General features: G+C 68.3%; 8 protein-coding genes, 1 tRNA gene and 1 pseudogene. 2 read left to right on the forward strand and 8 right to left on the reverse strand.

The window, feature by feature from the left end:
- Positions 1–90: 90 nt before the first annotated feature.
- From ACIQCZ_RS16460 to ACIQCZ_RS16490, 7 genes are all read right to left on the reverse strand, one after another.
- On the reverse strand, positions 91–600 hold the full coding sequence (locus ACIQCZ_RS16460) for a CinA family protein (RefSeq protein ID WP_402282896.1): 510 nt from the start codon (positions 598–600) through the stop codon (positions 91–93).
- On the reverse strand, positions 597–1,436 hold the full coding sequence (gene pgsA, locus ACIQCZ_RS16465; protein WP_402282898.1) for a CDP-diacylglycerol--glycerol-3-phosphate 3-phosphatidyltransferase: 840 nt from the start codon (positions 1,434–1,436) through the stop codon (positions 597–599). Before pgsA ends, ACIQCZ_RS16460 begins: the two co-directional genes overlap by 4 nt.
- Positions 1,433–2,917 (reverse strand): 30S ribosomal protein S12 methylthiotransferase RimO, encoded by a 1,485-nt coding sequence (gene rimO / locus ACIQCZ_RS16470; RefSeq protein ID WP_376284243.1) that lies wholly within the window; start codon positions 2,915–2,917, stop codon positions 1,433–1,435. The genes pgsA and rimO overlap by 4 nt, the downstream gene beginning before the upstream one ends.
- A 144-nt stretch (positions 2,918–3,061) precedes the next feature.
- Entirely contained in the window at positions 3,062–3,862 is an 801-nt protein-coding gene (locus tag ACIQCZ_RS16475; RefSeq protein WP_402282900.1) for a helix-turn-helix domain-containing protein, read from the reverse strand.
- Positions 3,863–4,066: 204 nt separating this feature from the next.
- The gene (locus ACIQCZ_RS16480) at positions 4,067–6,832 is read right to left on the reverse strand and encodes a DNA translocase FtsK (RefSeq protein ID WP_402282901.1); all 2,766 of its coding nucleotides are present in this window, start codon (positions 6,830–6,832) and stop codon (positions 4,067–4,069) included.
- Between the two features lie 248 nt (positions 6,833–7,080).
- Complete coding sequence (locus tag ACIQCZ_RS16485; RefSeq protein ID WP_402282903.1) at positions 7,081–7,758, reverse strand: two-component system response regulator; 678 nt, start codon at positions 7,756–7,758, stop codon at positions 7,081–7,083.
- Positions 7,759–8,002: 244 nt separating this feature from the next.
- The gene (locus ACIQCZ_RS16490) at positions 8,003–13,429 is read right to left on the reverse strand and encodes a HAMP domain-containing protein (RefSeq protein WP_402282905.1); all 5,427 of its coding nucleotides are present in this window, start codon (positions 13,427–13,429) and stop codon (positions 8,003–8,005) included.
- A gap of 414 nt (positions 13,430–13,843) precedes the next feature.
- Between ACIQCZ_RS16490 and ACIQCZ_RS16495 the strand changes: the two genes are divergently transcribed.
- Together ACIQCZ_RS16495 and ACIQCZ_RS16500 are read left to right on the forward strand one after the other, a co-directional pair.
- Positions 13,844–16,459: a SpoIIE family protein phosphatase gene (locus ACIQCZ_RS16495; RefSeq protein WP_402282907.1), complete on the forward strand. Its 2,616-nt coding sequence runs from the start codon at positions 13,844–13,846 to the stop codon at positions 16,457–16,459.
- 43 nt (positions 16,460–16,502) lie between these two features.
- Positions 16,503–17,422: pseudogene (locus ACIQCZ_RS16500) on the forward strand (aldo/keto reductase).
- Between the two features lie 58 nt (positions 17,423–17,480).
- Here the strand turns inward: ACIQCZ_RS16500 and ACIQCZ_RS16505 are convergent.
- Positions 17,481–17,553 (reverse strand) — tRNA-Thr (locus ACIQCZ_RS16505).
- Positions 17,554–17,850 lie beyond the last annotated feature (297 nt).

Below are 17,850 nucleotides of genomic sequence, written 5' to 3' on the forward strand. Positions count from 1 at the left end.
CCGCGTAGCCGCATCCTTCACGCCCCACCGTACCGCCTTGCGCCGCGGCCGTGCGGGGAGCGATGTCGTGTTCACTCAGGGCTGCAAACATCAATTCCCCCCGTTCTGTTCCGTATCCTGTGCGCTTGCATTCTTGCCGAGTTCGGCGCAGAGCAATGCGAGCACGCTCCGTACGCTCTCTCTACGGATGTCCTCACGCCCGCCGTTCAATCGCAGCGCGGCCACATTCTCCGCGCCGTCCGGCCCGGCCACCGCAACATAGACCGTGCCTACGGGCTTGCCGTCCTGTGACTCGGGGCCCGCGACGCCGGTGGTGGCCATACCCCAGTCTGTACCGAGAACCCGGCGCACGCCTGCCGCCATCTGGCGCGCCACCTCCGGGTCGACTGCGCCGCGTTCCGCCAGGAGGCCACCGTCCACACCCAGCAATTCCCTCTTCAGGGGCGTTGCGTACGCCGTCACGGACCCGCGGAAGGAGTGGGAGGCACCCGGTACGGACGTCAGCTCCGCCGCGACCAGACCGCCGGTCAGCGACTCGGCGACGGCAAGGGTCTCCCCGCGTTGCTCCAGCAGCTCCAGCACCTGGGCCGCGGCAGTCACCGCTCGGCCTCCGCCGAACCACGGCCACCCCGGGCCCCGGAGACCGGGCCGGCCCCCTCGGACGCCCCGGCTCCCCCGGAACCGGCAGTTCCCTCGGAACCGGCAGTTCCCTCGGACGTCCCGGAGCCCGCATTCCCCGCAGAATCCGCGGTCCCCGCGGCAGCCCCTGAGGTGGCCTTCGCTCCAGCGGCCTGCTCGGCCGCGAGCCCCTTGCGCCGCAGTACGACGGCCTGGCGCACATAGTCGAGCCCGGTGACGACCGTCAGCACGACGGCCACCGCCATCACCCAGAAGCGGAGGGTGGCAAGTGGACCGGTCAGCGCCAGGACGTACATCCCGACAGCCGTCCCCTGCGCCAGAGTCTTCATCTTTCCGCCGCGACTGGCCGGAATCACCGCATGTCGTATCACCCAGAACCGCATCAGAGTGATGCCGATCTCGCGGAAGAGGATCACACCCGTGACCCACCAGGGCAGATCACCGAGGTACGACAGGCAGATCAGCGCCGCGCCCATGATCGCCTTGTCCGCGATCGGGTCGGCGATCTTTCCGAAGTCGGTGACCAGGTTGTACGTGCGCGCGAGATGACCGTCGAACAGGTCCGTGATCATGGCGACGGCGAACGCCGCCCAGGCGAACGACCGCCAGACCGGGTCGTAACCGCCGTTGTGCAGCAGCAGCAGCACGAAGCCGGGCACCAGCACCAGACGCAGCATGGTGAGCAGATTGGCGATGTTCCACAGGCTGGCCTGGTTGACGGCCGCACTGCCCAGCTTGCCGCCGCGGACCGGCTTCGCGCCGGAGCCGCCTGCCGCGGATGCCGGGACTCCCGTCATCTGGCTGCCTCCACGAGCTCGGAACACTCGGCCACCAGGTCCACTCCCTCGGTGCCCACCACCTTTGCCTCGACCATACGGCCGGGCGCGAGACCCTCGCGTGTGGTGAAGAGGACCTGGCCGTCCGTCTCGGGGGCCTGGTGCGCCGCGCGCCCCACCGCGCGTGGCTCGTCCTCGGTGGGGTCGACGGACTCGACCAGCACCTGCAGGGTCTCCCCGAGGCGCTCCTCCGCACGCTGCGAGGTCAGCTCCTCGGCCAGCTGCGAAATGTGCGCGAGCCGCTCCGCGATGACATCGGCGTCCAGCTTGTTCTCGTAACCGACCGCCTCGGTGCCCTCCTCGTCGGAGTAGCCGAAGACTCCGATGGCGTCGAGCCGGGCACCGGTGAGGAAGCGCTCCAGCTCCGCCAGGTCCTCCTCGGTCTCGCCGGGGAAGCCCACGATGAAGTTGGAGCGCGCACCGGCCTGCGGCGCCTTGCCGCGGATCGTGTCCAGAAGCTCCAGGAAGCGGTCGGTGTCACCGAAGCGCCGCATCGCCCGCAGCACGGTGGGAGCCGAGTGCTGGAAGGACAGGTCGAAGTACGGCGCCACCTTCGGGGTCGAGGTCAGTACGTCGATGAGGCCCGGCCGCATCTCCGCGGGCTGCAGGTAGCTGACCCGGATCCGCTCGATCCCCTCGACGTCGGCGAGCTCCGGCAGCAGCGTCTCCAGCAGTCGGATGTCGCCGAGGTCCTTGCCGTACGAGGTGTTGTTCTCGGAGACCAGCATGACCTCCTTCACGCCCTGCTCGGCCAGCCAGCGGGTCTCCCCCAGCACGTCCGAGGGGCGCCGCGAGATGAAGGAGCCCCGGAAGGACGGGATGGCGCAGAACGAGCAGCGACGGTCGCAGCCCGAGGCGAGCTTCACCGAGGCCACGGGGCTGGTGCCCAGCCGCCGGCGCAGCGGCGCCCGCGGTCCGGAGACCGGTGCGACGCCCTCGGGGAGGTCCGCGGGCGCGGGGACCGGTGCGGCGTCCTGCGCGTGCCCCGGCAGGGCCACTGCGGCGTCCTGCCGCTCGGCCGGGCTGATCGGCAGGAGCTTTCTGCGGTCGCGCGGGGTGTGCGAGGCGTGGATGCCGCCGTTGAGGATGGTCTGGAGGCGGTCCGAGATGTCGGCGTAGTCGTCGAATCCGAGGACGCCGTCCGCCTCGGGCAGGGCCTCGGCGAGGTCCTTGCCGTAGCGCTCGGCCATGCAGCCGACGGCGACCACGGCCTGGGTTCTGCCGTGGTCCTTCAGATCATTGGCTTCGAGGAGGGCGTCGACGGAGTCCTTCTTGGCGGCCTCGACGAATCCACAGGTGTTGACGACGGCGACATCGGCGTCGGAGGCGTCCTCGACGAGCTCCCAGCCGTCCGCTGCCAAGCGGCCTGCGAGCTCCTCCGAGTCCACCTCGTTACGGGCGCAGCCAAGAGTGACAAGGGCGACGGTACGGCGTTCGGGCATGGGCTCAAGACTACTTTGTCCCAGCACTCGCCCTGCCGTGCAGGGTTCCCCCGTTACACCGAGTAACAACAGGGCGGGTGCCCGGCAGTCCTGCCGGGCACCCGCCCTGTCGCCGGTCCCGCTTCGGAACCTCGCGTGTACTGGTCAGCCGACCGCCGGATCGCCCTTCGTGTACGAGAGCCGCTCGACCTGACCGGGCTGGAACTTGTCCTCGACCTTCTTGCCGTTCACAAAGAGCTCGATGGACCCGGCGTCACCGAGGACGAGGTCGACCCGCTCCTGGTCCTGGAAGGTCTTGGACTGGCCCTGGAGGAGCAGACCGTCGAAGAGCAGCCGGCCGTTGTGGTCCTTGGCGGAGATCCAGCTCTTGCCCTGGTTGGCGCTGAGCTTCACCGTCACCTTGTCGCGGGGTGCCGCGGCGATGGCGCTGTCGGAGGGCGCCGGCTTCGGATCGACGGACTTGCTGGTCTTCGGCGCGGGGCTCTTCGTGTTGGGTGTCGAGCCCTCGGCGACCTGAGTGGTCTTGGGGGTGTCGTCGCCGCCCTTGAAGAAGGTGAAGCCGACGAACCCGACGACGGCGACGATCGCCGCGACCATGGCCGCGGTCCAGTTGGGCCGCCGGGGCTCGGAACGGATTCTCTCGGCCTCGAACAGCGGCGCCGCGGGCGTGGGTGCGGGACGGCCGCCGTGCTCGGCGTCGAACTGCGAAACCAGCGGTTCCGGATCGATGCCGACGGCACGCGCCAAGGTACGGATATGGCCGCGCGCATACACGTCGCCGCCGCAGCGGGAGAAGTCGTCCTCTTCGATCGCGTGCACGATGGGGATGCGCACCCGGGTGGACGAACTGATTTCTTCGACCGTGATACCTGCGGCGATACGAGCCTGCTGGAGCACTCGACCGATCGAAGGCCGGTCGTCTTCGGGGGAGTTGCCGATGGACACGGGGGCGCCTTTCGAGCGTGAGCCACCTGCTGGATGTTCAGTCTAGGGGGGGTACGAAAGGGTGGGGCAACCGGGAGGAAGGACTTTGTACGCCATCAGACTCGAACGCCGTCGGCTTCACCGGGCCACCCCGAGAAGGACAATTTTGCCGTCCCTCCCTTCAACTTGACGTACGACCCGGCGAAACGGTTGCCCGTACTTCACCTACGAAGCGGATTCCCCGCGGATCAGTGCCAACACCCCGTCCAGCTCGTCCGGTTTCACCAGGACGTCGCGGGCCTTGGATCCCTCACTCGGACCGACGATGTTTCGCGACTCCATCAGGTCCATCAGCCGGCCGGCCTTGGCGAAGCCGACCCGCAGCTTGCGCTGCAGCATCGAGGTGGAACCGAACTGGGTGGAGACGACCAGCTCGGCGGCCTGGCACAGCAGGTCCAGGTCGTCGCCGATGTCCTCGTCGATCTCCTTCTTCTTGGCCGCTCCGACCACCACGTCCTCGCGGAAGACCGGCGCCATCTGATCCTTGCAGTGCTGGACGATGGCCGCGACCTCGTCCTCGGTGACGAAGGCACCCTGCATACGGGTGGGCTTGTTGGCCCCCATCGGCAGGAACAGACCGTCACCCTTTCCGATCAGCTTCTCGGCACCGGGCTGGTCGAGGATGACGCGGCTGTCGGCCAGCGAGGAGGTCGCGAAGGCGAGCCGTGAAGGCACGTTCGCCTTGATCAGACCAGTGACGACGTCGACCGAGGGCCGCTGCGTCGCGAGCACCAGGTGGATACCGGCGGCGCGGGCCAGTTGGGTGATACGGACGATGGCATCCTCCACATCACGCGGAGCGACCATCATCAGGTCGGCCAGCTCGTCGACGATCACGAGCAGGTACGGGTACGGCGAGAGCTCGCGCTCGCTGCCCTCCGGCGGCTTGACCTTGCCGTTGCGGACGGCCTGGTTGAAGTCGTCGATGTGCCGGTATCCGAACGCGGCGAGGTCGTCGTACCGGAGGTCCATCTCCCGTACGACCCACTGGAGAGCCTCGGCGGCGCGCTTGGGGTTGGTGATGATCGGTGTGATCAGGTGCGGGATGCCCTCGTACGCGGTCAGCTCGACCCGCTTGGGGTCGACCAGCACCATGCGGACGTCGTCCGGCGTCGCCCGCACCATGACCGAGGTGATCAGGCAGTTGATGCAGGACGACTTGCCGGAACCCGTCGCACCGGCCACCAGGACGTGCGGCATCTTCGCCAGGTTGGCCATCACATAGCCGCCCTCGACGTCCTTGCCGAGCGCGACCAGCATCGGGTGGTCGTCCTCGGCGGCGTCCGCGAGGCGCAGCACATCGCCGAGGTTGACCATCTCCCGGTCGGTGTTGGGGATCTCGATGCCGACCGCCGACTTGCCCGGGATCGGGGAGATGATCCGGACGTCGGGGCTGGCGACGGCGTACGCGATGTTCTTGGCGAGCGCGGTGATCCGCTCGACCTTCACCGCAGGACCGAGCTCCACCTCGTAGCGGGTGACCGTCGGTCCGCGGGTGAAGCCGGTCACGGCGGCGTCGACCTTGAACTCGGTGAAGACGTTCGTCAGGGACGCGACGATCGCGTCGTTGGCGGCGCTGCGGGTCTTGCCCGGGCCACCACGCTCCAACAGGTCGAGCGAGGGCAGCGAGTAGGTGATGTCGCCGGAGAGCTGCAGCTGTTCGGCGCGGGCCGGCAGCGGCTCGGACTGCGACCGGTCGGGCGCGGGCTTCGTCAGATCGGGAACACCACCCGCGGGCACCGCCCGTTTGTCCGGCTTGCCTCCCCCGGTGGCGGGTTCGCCCTCCCTGGCGCCCGGCACCGGCGTACCCGGGCGTTCACGCTCGACGGAGACGCCCTGGGTGAGGTCGGCGACGATCGGCGAGGGCGGCATGCCGTTGAGCACCGCCCCGTCGAGCGCCGCGGCCGCGGCCGCGGCCACATCCACCGCGTCCATGGTGCGGTTCATCGCGGGCTGCACGGAAGGCCTGCGCGGCCTCGGGCGCTTGGAGAGAGCGTCGGCCTCCGCCCGGTCGGGGTCGTACTCCGCGGATGTTTCAGAACGGCGTGCGGAGGAGCGGCGGGAGCGGGCGGGGAGCGACTCGCGCCACTGCTCGTCGTAGCGCTCGTCGTCGTTCTCCTCGTCCGCCTCGGGGTCGTGGACCGGGTCGAGGATGCCCAGCTTGGTGCCGAGCAGACGCAGCCGCTGCGGAATGGCGTTCACCGGGGTGGCGGTGACGACCAGCAGCCCGAAGACGGTGAGCAGCAGCAGCAGCGGTACGGCGAGAACCTCACCCATCGTGTAGATCAGCGGCTTGGAGGCCGCCCAGCCGATGAGTCCGCCCGCGTCCTGCATCGCCGTGGTGCCGTCTCCCCGGCCGGGCGATCCGCATGCGATGTGCACCTGCCCGAGCACCCCGATGACCAGGGCGGAGAGCCCGATGACGATACGGCCGTTGGCCTCGGGCTTCTCCGGGTAGCGGATCAGCCGTACCGCGATGGTGCCGAGCAGTATGGGCACCAGCAGATCGAGTCGCCCGAAGGCCCCGGTGACGAGCATCTCGACGAGGTCACCGACGGGTCCGCGCAGATTCGACCAGGTACCCGCGGCGACGACCAGCGCGAGGCCGAGCAGCAGCAGGGCGACGCCGTCCTTGCGGTGTGCGGGATCGAGTCCCTTGGCACCGCGGCCCACGCCGCGGAACATCGCACCCACGGCGTGGGCCGCGCCGAGCCAGACGGCACGAGCCACCCGATACACACCACCGGTGGGCGACGGTGCCGGTTTGGGCGCGGCCGCTTTCTTGGCGGGAGCTTTCTTCGCAGGCGCGGTCTTCTTCGCGGCGGTCTTCTTCGCGGGCGCGGCTTTCTTGGCCGGCCCCGCGGTACGGCCGACGCGCTTCGCGGTGCCCGCCGTGCCCTGGGAACCCTTGCCGGACGTACGTGAGGCCATGGTGCCGAGGTTACCGGTGTCGACGGCCGTGAACACGCGCGCCTGCCGCTTCACCCGTCCGTGTCGCCTTGCAGAGGCAGCAAACTGACGCGCTCTCACGTGTCCGTACCGGTGGAAGCCCTCGTTCCCGCTGTCGAACGGGCCGGGCGGCAGGGAAGTTGGGTCGAAGCCCCGGACAAGCGCCGTTGGCCGACGGCAGGTCGCACGGCCGGACCGCTCCCGCCGTGGCTCCGCGCCGCGGCACGATATTACGAGGGAACGACGCTCGCGCCGCTTCCGGTGCCGGGTTCCAGCGCGTCGAGCGCCCGGCGCAGGCCGGTCAGCTTCCGCTCCAGGTGGGCGGCGGTGGCCACGGCCGCGGCGTCCGCCGACTCGTCGTCGAGCTGCTTGGACAGCGCTTCGGCCTGCTCCTCGACGGCTGCGAGACGCGCCGAGAGTTCGGCCAGCAGTCCCGCGGGCTCGTTCTCGTGGCCCGTGTCGCCGTTGACATCGCCTTCGAGCTGGAGCCGCAGCAACGCCGCCTGTTCGCGCAGCTTGCAGTTCTTCATGTACAGCTCGACGAAGACCGAGACCTTGGCCCGCAGCACCCACGGGTCGAACGGCTTCGAGATGTAGTCCACCGCGCCCGCCGCGTAACCCCTGAAGGTGTGATGCGGACCGTGATTGATCGCGGTGAGGAAGATGATCGGGATGTCCCGGGTCCGTTCCCGCCGCTTGATGTGCGCGGCCGTTTCGAAACCGTCCATGCCCGGCATCTGGACGTCCAGCAGAATGACCGCGAAGTCGTCCGTGAGCAGCGCTTTGAGCGCTTCCTCCCCTGACGATGCCCGTACCAGGGTCTGATCGAGCGCAGAGAGGATGGCCTCCAGCGCCAGCAGATTCTCCGGCCGGTCATCGACCAGGAGGATCTTGGCCTTCTGCACCATGGCCCGTCCTCCTCGCCCCGGAATTGCACCGGGCGCCGCCCCAGGGGACGACTCCCTTGCGCCGTCCGTCCTTGTGCCGGTCATGGTAGCTGCACCCCGCCCGTCGCCACACCCTGTCACCGCGATGTCACTGTGCACACAGGAAAAACGCGGTGGGGGACCAGAAGGTTCCCCGTACAGCGCCTTCTCACACCCCTGTGAGCACAGCCAATCATCAACTCATCGCGATTCCCTCAATAAATGATCACTCTCCGCGCATCCACTGCTCCATTACGGAGAGGAGATGATCAGGATCGACAGGCTTGGTGACATAGTCGGAAGCGCCGGATTCGATGGCCTTCTCCCGGTCGCCCTTCATGGCCTTGGCCGTGAGCGCGACGATCGGCAGCCCCGCGAACTGCGGCATCCTGCGGATCGCCGCCGTCGTGGCATAGCCGTCCATCTCCGGCATCATGATGTCCATCAGTACGACCGTCACATCGTCGTGCTGTTCCAGGACTTCGATGCCCACCCGCCCGTTCTCCGCGTACAGCACGGCGAGACCGTGCTGCTCCAGCACGCTGGTGAGCGCGAAGACGTTACGGATGTCGTCGTCGACGATCAGCACCTTCTCGCCGTGGAACCGGAACGTCCTGCGCACCTCCGGTTCCTCCTGCCCGCCGAGCGCCCACGGCTCCTGTGCAGACGCCGGTGCGGCGGCGCGCGACGGCAGCGCGAGCCGTCGCACCGAGCTCCCCAGGGGCTTGCGGCTCCGCGCCGGTCCGCCGGCTCCGGCCGGATCGTGCACACTCACCGCCGGGCCGACGCCCGGACGGACGCCCGTGAACGGACCCTCCTCGACCACTGCACCGTGTGCCTCGACGGCCCCCGGACCCACCTGCGGATAGCCCTGCGGCGGCAGCTCGCTCGGGTGCAGCGGCAGATACAGCGTGAACGTCGAGCCGCGGCCCGGCTCGCTCGCCGCGTGGATCTCACCGCCCAGCAGCCGCGCGATCTCCCGGCTGATGGACAGGCCGAGTCCCGTGCCGCCGTACTTGCGACTGGTCGTCCCGTCGGCCTGCTTGAACGCCTCGAAGATCACCAGCATCTTGCTGGACGCGATCCCGATGCCGGTGTCGGTGACCGAGAAGGCGATCAGATCGGCGTCGGCGTCATGCAGCGATCCGGCCTCCAGCAGCTGCTCACGGATGGCGTTCGGCACATCCGTGCTGGCGTGCCGGATCACCAGCTCGACCGCTCCGCTGTCGGTGAACTTCACCGCGTTGGAAAGGAGATTGCGCAGCACCTGGAGCAGCCTCTGCTCGTCCGTGTGCAGCGTCGCGGGAAGCTCCGGCGACACCCGTACGGAGAAGTCGAGCCCCTTCTCCGCGGTCAGCGGCCGGAAGGTCGCCTCCACATAGTCGACCAGCTGGACCAGCGCGATCCTGGTCGGACTGACATCCATCTTGCCCGCCTCGACCTTCGTCAGGTCGAGGATGTCATTGATCAACTGCAGCAGGTCGGAACCGGCCCCGTGGATCGTCTCGGCGAACTCCACCTGCTTCGGCGAGAGATTCCCCTCGGCGTTGTCCGCGAGCAGCTTGGCCAGAATGAGCAGCGAGTTGAGCGGGGTACGCAACTCGTGCGACATGTTTGCCAGGAACTCGGACTTGTAGCGCATCGAGACCGCGAGCTGTTCGGCGCGTTCCTCCAGGACCTGCCGGGCGTCCTCGATCTCGGTGTTCTTGACCTCGATGTCGCGGTTCTGCTGGGCCAGCAGCTCGGCCTTCTCCTCCAGCTCGGCGTTGGAGGCCTGAAGCGCCTGCTGGCGGATCTCCAGCTCCTTCGAACGGTCCCTCAATTGCTCGGCCAGCTCCTGCGACTGCTCAAGGAGCTTCTCGGTCTTCGTGTTGACGCTGATGGTGTTGACGCTCGTCGCGATCATCTCGGCGAGCTGATTGAGGAAGTCCCGCTGGATATGGGTGAACGGCTGGAACGAGGCAAGTTCGATCACACCGAGGACCTTCCCCTCGAACAGCACCGGCAGCACGATCACATGCGCGGGCGGCGCCTCACCGAGCCCGGAGGAAATCTTCAGATATCCAGGCGGAACATTGTCCACCTGAATCGTCCGCTTCTCCTCCGCCGCGGTGCCGATCAGCGTCTCACCGGGCCGGAACGAAGTCGGCATCGAACCCGCCGAGTATCCGTAGCTGCCCCTCATCCGGAGTTCGTACGAGCTGTCCTTGTCACTCTCCGGCCCCACCGCGTCGGTGTCACCGGTCGGCATGGCCAGGAAGAACGCACCGTGCTGCGCGGAGACGACCGGAGTCAGCTCGCTCATGATCAGCGAGGCCACGTCGTCGAGATCACGCCGACCCTGCATCAGACCGGAGATCCGGGCGAGATTGCCCTTGAGCCAGTCCTGCTCCTTGTTGGTGGCCGTGGTGTCACGCAGGTTGGCGATCATCGTATTGATGTTGTCCTGCAGTGCCTGGATCTCGCCGGACGCGTCCACATCGATCTTGAGATTGAGATCGCCGCGGGTGACCGCCGTGGCGACGGCCGCGATGGCCCGCACCTGACGGGTGAGGTTCCCGGCCATCTCGTTCACCGACTCGGTGAGGTCGCGCCAGGTGCCGTCGACGTCCCGGACCCGGGCCTGGCCACCCAACTGCCCCTCCGTGCCCACCTCACGGGCTACACGGGTCACCTGCTCGGCGAACGAGGACAGCTGATCGACCATCGTGTTGATGGTGTTCTTCAGCTCCTGGATCTCACCGCGCGCGTCGATGTCGATCTTCTTGGTGAGGTCGCCCTTGGCGATGGCCGTGGTGACCGTGGCGATCTGCCGCACCTGACCGGTCAGATTGGACGCCATCGAGTTCACGGACTCGGTGAGGTCCTTCCACGTACCGGAGACACCCGGAACGCGTGCCTGGCCGCCCAGCTCACCTTCCGTGCCCACCTCACGGGCGACCCGCGTCACCTCGTCGGCGAACGAGGACAGCGTCGTCACCATCGTGTTGACGGTGTCGGCGAGCTCGGCGATCTCGCCGCGCGCCTCGACGGTGACCTTCTTCGTCAGGTCGCCCGTGGCGACCGCGGACGAGACCCGGGAGATGTTCCGCACCTGGCTGGTCAGGTTGTTGGCCATCAGGTTGACGTTGTCGCTGAGATCCTTCCAGATACCCGTCGCACCACGCACCCGGGCCTGACCGCCGAGGATTCCCTCGGTACCCACTTCGCGGGCGACCCGCGTCACCTCGTCGGCGAAGTTGAGCAGCTGGTCGACCATGGTGTTGACCGTCGTCACGAGTTCGAGGATCTCCCCCTTGGCGTCGACGGTGATCTTCTTGGACAGATCGCCCTTGGCGACCGCGGTGGTGACCTCGGCGATGTTACGGACCTGGAGGGTCAGGTTGTTCGCCATCCCGTTGACGGACTGGGTGAGGTCCTTCCACGTACCGGACACACCCTGCACCTCGGCCTGGCCGCCGAGCATGCCTTCCGTCCCCACCTCACGCGCTACCCGCGTCACCTGCTCGGCGAAGTTCGAGAGCTGGTCGACCATCGTGTTGAGGGTGTTCTTCAGTTCCAGGATCTCGCCGCGCGCGTCCACGTCGATCTTCTGCGACAGGTCGCCCCGCGCCACCGCCGTGGCGACCTGGGCGATGCTGCGGACCTGATCGGTGAGATTGCCGGCCATGCCGTTCACCGAGTCCGTCAGATCGCGCCACACACCGGCGACGCCGGGCACCTGTGCCTGGCCGCCGAGCCGCCCGTCCGTACCCACCTCGCGGGCCACCCGCGTCACCTGCTCGGCGAAGGCGGAGAGCTGGTCGACCATCGTGTTGATGGTGTTCTTCAGCTCCAGGATCTCGCCGCGCGCGTCCACGTCGATCTTCTGCGACAGGTCGCCCCGCGCCACCGCCGTGGTCACCTGCGCGATCTGGCGCACCTGGGAGGTCAGGTTTCCTGCCATGAAGTTGACGGAGTCGGTGAGCTCCTTCCACGTACCGGAGACACCGTCGACCCGTGCCTGGCCGCCGAGGCGCCCCTCCGTGCCCACGTCGCGGGCCATCCGCGTCACCTGGTCGGCGAAGTTGGACAGCTGCGCCACCATGGTGTTGACGGTGTTCTTCAGCTCCAGCATCTCGCCGGCCACGTCGACGGTGACCTTCTGCGACAGATCACCGTTGGCGACCGCCGTGGTCACCTGGGCGATGTCCCGCACCTGACCGGTCAGGTTGCGGAAAGCGGTGTTCACCGAATCGGTGAGGTCCTTCCACGTGCCCGCGGCACCCGGCACCTCCGCCTGGCCGCCCAGCCGGCCCTCGACACCGACCTCCCGGGCGACCCTCGTCACCTCGGACCCGAACGACTGAAGCTGGTCGACCATCGTGTTGACGGTGTTCTTCAGCTCCAGCATCTCGCCGGCCACGTTGACGGTGACCTTCTGCGACAGGTCACCACTGGCCACTGCCGTGGTCACCTGCGCGATGTCGCGCACCTGGGTCGTCAGGTTGCGGAAGACCGTGTTAACCGAATCGGTGAGGTCCTTCCAGGTGCCCGCGGCACCCGGCACCTGGGCCTGGCCGCCGAGCAGGCCCTCGCCGCCGACCTCGCTCGCCACACGCGTCACCTCGTCGGCGAAGGTGCGCAGCGTCTCGGTCATCTGGTTGATCGTCTCGGCGAGCTGGGCGACCTCGCCGCGGGCGCTCACCGTGACCTTCTGGGAGAGGTCACCGTTGGCGACGGCGGTCGTCACCTCGGCGATCCCGCGCACCTGGGAGGTCAGGTTCCCGGCCATCGTGTTGACGGAGTCGGTCAGGTCCTTCCAGACCCCTGCCACACCGGGCACGGTCGCCTGCCCGCCCAGCTCGCCCTCCGTGCCCACCTCGCGGGCGACCCGGGTCACCTCGGAGGAGAACGACGACAGCTGGTCGACCATCGTGTTGACGGTGTTCTTCAGCTGAAGCATCTCGCCGGCCACGTGCACGGTGACCTTCCGTGACAGATCACCCTTGGCGACTGCCGTCGTCACCAGGGCGATGTCCCGCACCTGTGCGGTCAGCCGGTAGGCCATGGTGTTCACGGAGTCCGTGAGGTCTTTCCACGAACCGGACATGCCGCGCACCTGGGCCTGTCCACCCAGCTTCCCCTCGGTACCCACCTCGACCGCGACCCGTGTCACCTGCTCGGTGAACGCCGACAGCTGGTCGACCAGGTTGTTGACCGTACGGGCAACCTTCAGGAACTCACCGCGCAGCGGGCGCACCGTCTCGTCGGAGGTGTGCGACCGCAGCTCCATGCGCTGTTCCAGATCACCGTCGGCCACCGCCGACAGCACCCGGCCGACCTCCGAGACCGGACGGGCCAGATCGTCGACCAGTTCGTTGGAGGCGTCGATGGCTGCGGCCCAGGAGCCCTCGCAGGCACCCGTCTCCAGCCGTTCCGCGAGCTTCCCCTCACGCCCGACGACCCGCCGCACCCGAGCCAGCTCGCCGGTGAGATGGAGATTGCGGTCGGCTACTTCGTTGAAGACTGCCGCGATCTCCGTCATCACGCCGTCGCCCGAGACGGTCAGGCGCCTGCGGAAATTCCCGTCTCGCATGGCCACCAGGCCCGCCAGCAATCTGTTGAGTGCCGCCGCGTCGACCTCGATGGTTCCATTGCGCTGCTTCTTCACGGACTGTCCGCCTTTTGTGCGCGTGCCTGATCCCCGCGCCGCCACGCCAGACTCCACCGTGATCCCTCCCGCAGGGGTTGACCGTTTAGCTCGGTCCTTGTCTGGGAGCTTGCCCAGTTCCTCATTGGCTCACCGCCACAGCCCACCGTCGACGGGTGACCATGCGGACGTCAAATCGTTGAAACGTACCAGGCCCCACCCGATCAGGGTGCAGCCTCCAAGGGTTGCCCCACATCACCCTGTCGGGAAGCCCACACTTGTCCCGTCACGTTCCTGTTCCTCACCGTTCCTGCCCGAAGTCGGCCCTCGTGTATCCGGCACCGAGACCGAGCGTCTAGCCTGGCAGGCGAATCGAAGCGGCGAGAAACGGGCACAGGACTCGGGGAAGCGACGAGACACCAAATGGGGAGTGCTGTGATCACCGCGCGCGCGGCTGCCACCTTCGACCCGGTCGGGCGCTCGGTCGCGACCGCCCGCGCATTCGTCCGTGACACGCTCCAGGGATGGGGATACGCGGATGTCGTCGACGACGCCGTCGTCCTCACCAGCGAGCTCGTGACCAACGCGGTGGTGCACGCGGGCACCGCCGCGGACGTGCTGTGCCTGCGTACGGAGGACGGCGTCCGCATCGAGGTCTCCGACCACTATCCGGAGCGCGAGGTCCCGCTCCAGAGCTCGGGGCCGCAATTCGGCAGCCCGGACCGTGAGAACGGCCGCGGGCTGCTGCTCTGCGCGGCACTCGCCTCCCGGTGGGGCGTCGAGTATTCGCCCACCCACAAACATGTCTGGTTCCAGCTCGATCTTCCCGAGCGCCCGGTGGGCATCCGTTCCGCCGGTCCCCTGCTCCCGGTCGGCCTGCTCCCGGTCGCCGACGAGCGCGTCCGGGTGGCCGTCGTGCAGATCGACAGCACCGGCTCCATCGCCGCCTGGAACGAGGACGCCGCGTTCCTCTTCGGATACGCCGTGGACCAGGTCACCGGGAAGCAGCTCACCGACTTCACCGCCTGGCCGCAGACACCCGGCACCAATACGGGCATCGTCGAAGCACTGCAACTCTCACGCTGGGAGGGCAGTTACGGAATCCGCGGCGCCGACGGCCGCACCATCCCCGTCTACGCCTCGCACCTCCGGGTCCGCGACACCGGCGGTGAACCGTCCACGGTCTGCCTGCTCGTCCGCGACTACGAACGCGCCGTCCTCCAGTCCCCCGCACGCGCACCCGTGTCCGACGCGAACACCGAGCACCGCAAGGCGGACCCGTTCGAGATCTTCATCGGCTCCCCCGCCCCCGACGACCTCGACGGCCTGCTCCAGCGCACGGTCGAACGGGCGCGCGACATGCTCGACGCCGACTCGGCCTTCCTGCTGCTGGCGACGGACGACGAGACGGAACTGGAGGTACGGGCCACGACCGGCCTGCCCTCCGCCCGTCAGCGTTTCGCCCGGGTTCCGGTGGAGGCCGGTACCGGACGTTACGGCTCCGCACGGATGCCCGCCGTCCACGAAGACCTCGACCACGTCCCCGGCGCCGTCCCGCTGCTCGGGGGTACGGGGATGCGCTCGGTCGTCACCGTCCCGTTGAAGGTCGAGGGACGTCTGACGGGCTCGCTCGGCGTCGCCGCGGAAGCCGCCGGCCGCTACTCCAACGAGGAGGCCCTGCGCCTCCAGTTCGCCGCGGACCGCATCGCGCTGGCCGTCGAGTCGGCCCGGCTCGGCGAACTGGAGCGCCTGCGCCGCGGTTCCCTCTCCTTCCTCGTCGAGGCGTCCGATCTGCTCGCCGGCACCCTCGACCGGGACCAGACCCTGGCCCTGATGGCCCAGATGACGGTCCCTACCCTGGCCACCTGGTGCGCCGTCTACACGATCGCCGACCAGTCCTCGGAGCCCTACCTCTCCTACGTCCTGCACGAGGACGAGGAGCGCATCGACGGTCTGAAGGCTCTGCTCTCCAGGATCGCTCCCCCCGACCCCGTACCGACCCCCGGTGCCCGGGTCTGGACGGCCCCGACCGCGGCCGCCCATCAGGCGGCCCTGCGCGCCTCGATGCGTACGCTCGGCCTCGGTGAGCCCGACGGGCTCGGCTCCGGCGCCCGTACGACACTCGCCACCGCCGCCGCGGTGGGTGGAGAGACAGTGGTCCTGCCACTCGTCGCCCGAAACCGCGTCATCGGCATGCTCACGCTCGGAAAGCCCTCCGACGACCACTTCCGCCAGGAGATCCTGGAACTGGCCGAGGACCTCTCCCGCCGTGCCGCCCTCGCACTCGACAACGCCCGCCTCTACTCGGAGCGCATGGCGATCAGTCAGTCCCTCCAGCGCAGCCTGCTGCCGCCGGGGCTGCCCGAGGTCCCCAATGTCGAGATCGAGGTCATCTACCGCGCGGCGGGCGAGGGCAACGAGGTCGGTGGCGACTTCTACGACGTCTTCCCGATCCGCGACGGTGCCTACGGCTTCGCCATCGGCGACGTCTGCGGAACGGGTCCGGAGGCCGCGGCCGTCACGGGCCTCGCCCGCCACGCCCTGCGCCTCCTCGCCCGCGAGGGCTTCGGCGGCCCGGCGGTCCTCGAGCGTCTCAACGCCGCCATCCTGGACGAGGGAGCCCGCAGCCGCTTCCTGACCCTCCTGTACGGGGAGCTGTGGCCCCAGGAGGACGGGAGCGCGCTCCTGAAGGTGGTCTGCGCGGGCCACCCCCTGCCGCTGCGCCTGCGTCAGGACGGCTCGGTCGAGGCAGCGGCCGAACCTCAGCCGCTGCTGGGCGTGATCGAGGACCTCGAACTGTACGAGCAGACGGTCACCCTGGCCCCGGGCGACGTCCTGCTGTGCGTGACCGACGGCGTCACCGAACGCCGTGAGGGCACCCGCATGCTCGGCGACGACGGTCTGGCGGACGTCCTCTCCACGTGTACCGGTCTGACGGCCGGCGCGGTGGCGGCACGCATCCTGCGGGCAGTCGAACGCTTCGCCGTGGATCCGGCTTCCGACGACATGGCCATCCTCGCCATGCGTGTCCCCGAACCCCCCACCCTCTGAACACATTCCATCGAGGCTCGGGCCCGCTGCGGAACTGCGGCCCATGAACCCAAAGACGATCAGCGCATCAGCCGCGGGTACGTGGGAACTCGGCGATCTGACAGTCAATCGGCTCGGCTTCGGTGCGATGCGCCTGACCGGCAACGCAGCCTTCCATCTGGGCACCCCGAGCAACCGTGAGCAGTCGATCGGCGTGCTCCGACGGGCGATCGAGCTCGGTGTGAACCACATCGACACCGCCACGTTCTACTTCTCGTCTCTGCGGTCTGCCAACGAGCTGATCAACCGGGCGCTCGCCCCGTACCCCGAGGACCTGGTGACAGCCACCAAGGTCGGTCCGCGACGGGACGCCTCGGGCGAGTGGATCGCCCCCGTGAGGCCGGACGAGCAGCGCGGCCAGGTCGAGGAGAATCTGCGCCAACTGGGGCGCGACCACCTCGATCTGGTGAATCTGCGTCTCATGGGCCAGGAGTCGCTCTCCGAGCACTTCGGTGCACTGTCCGAGCTGCGCGAGGCGGGCCTCGTACGCCACCTCGGCATCTCCGGAGTCAAGGCAGTCCATCTGACCGAGGCCCGGGCCATCGCCCCGGTGGTCTGTGTACAGAACCGCTACGGCCTCGATACGCCCAGCGCGGGCACGGATAACGTCCTGCGAATCTGTGGTGAGCGAGGCATCGCATTCGCCCCCTTCTTCGCCCTGGCCGGCCAGGGACGTGAGCAGGGCGCGGGTGCCACACGCTCCGGGGGCTCCGACGCGGACGAACTGCTCGCCGTCGCCCACGCGCACGGTGTGACAGCGGCGCAGGTACGGCTGGCCTGGACGCTGCATCAGGGTTCACACGTCCTTGCCATCCCCGGCACCGGCAATCCGAACCACTTGGCGGAGAACGTGGCCGCAGGGGCCTTGCGCCTCTCAACGACGAGATCGCCCGCCTCGATTCGCACCACACGGGCACTGGGTAAGGACGCACCGAACATGCGAAAGGCCCCCGCCGAACGGCGGGGGCCTTTGTTTTCACTGAGCCCCAATGCGGAATCGAACCGCAGACCTTCTCCTTACCATGGAGACGCTCTACCGACTGAGCTATTGGGGCCTGCTGCGCTGTGGCAACGAGGTAAAGCATACCCTGAACTCAGGGGTACTCAAAACCACTGGCCACAGAAGATTCTGATGAGCCCTCATCCACCCCACCGGCCCTCTCGCCCCACTGGCCGTCTCGCCACGTCGCACCGATGTCGCCGACCCGGAGGAGGACAGGCAGAGCCGGCAGAGCCGAACGACGGCATGAATGGGTTCTGAAACGCGGAAAAGCCCCGTGCCACAAGGACACGGGGCTTCCCGTAAAAGGAGTTCGGCGGCGTCCTACTCTCCCACAGGGTCCCCCCTGCAG

The sequence above is a fragment of the Streptomyces sp. NPDC093149 genome (assembly GCF_044754145.1).
In the GTDB taxonomy this organism is placed as follows: domain Bacteria; phylum Actinomycetota; class Actinomycetes; order Streptomycetales; family Streptomycetaceae; genus Streptomyces.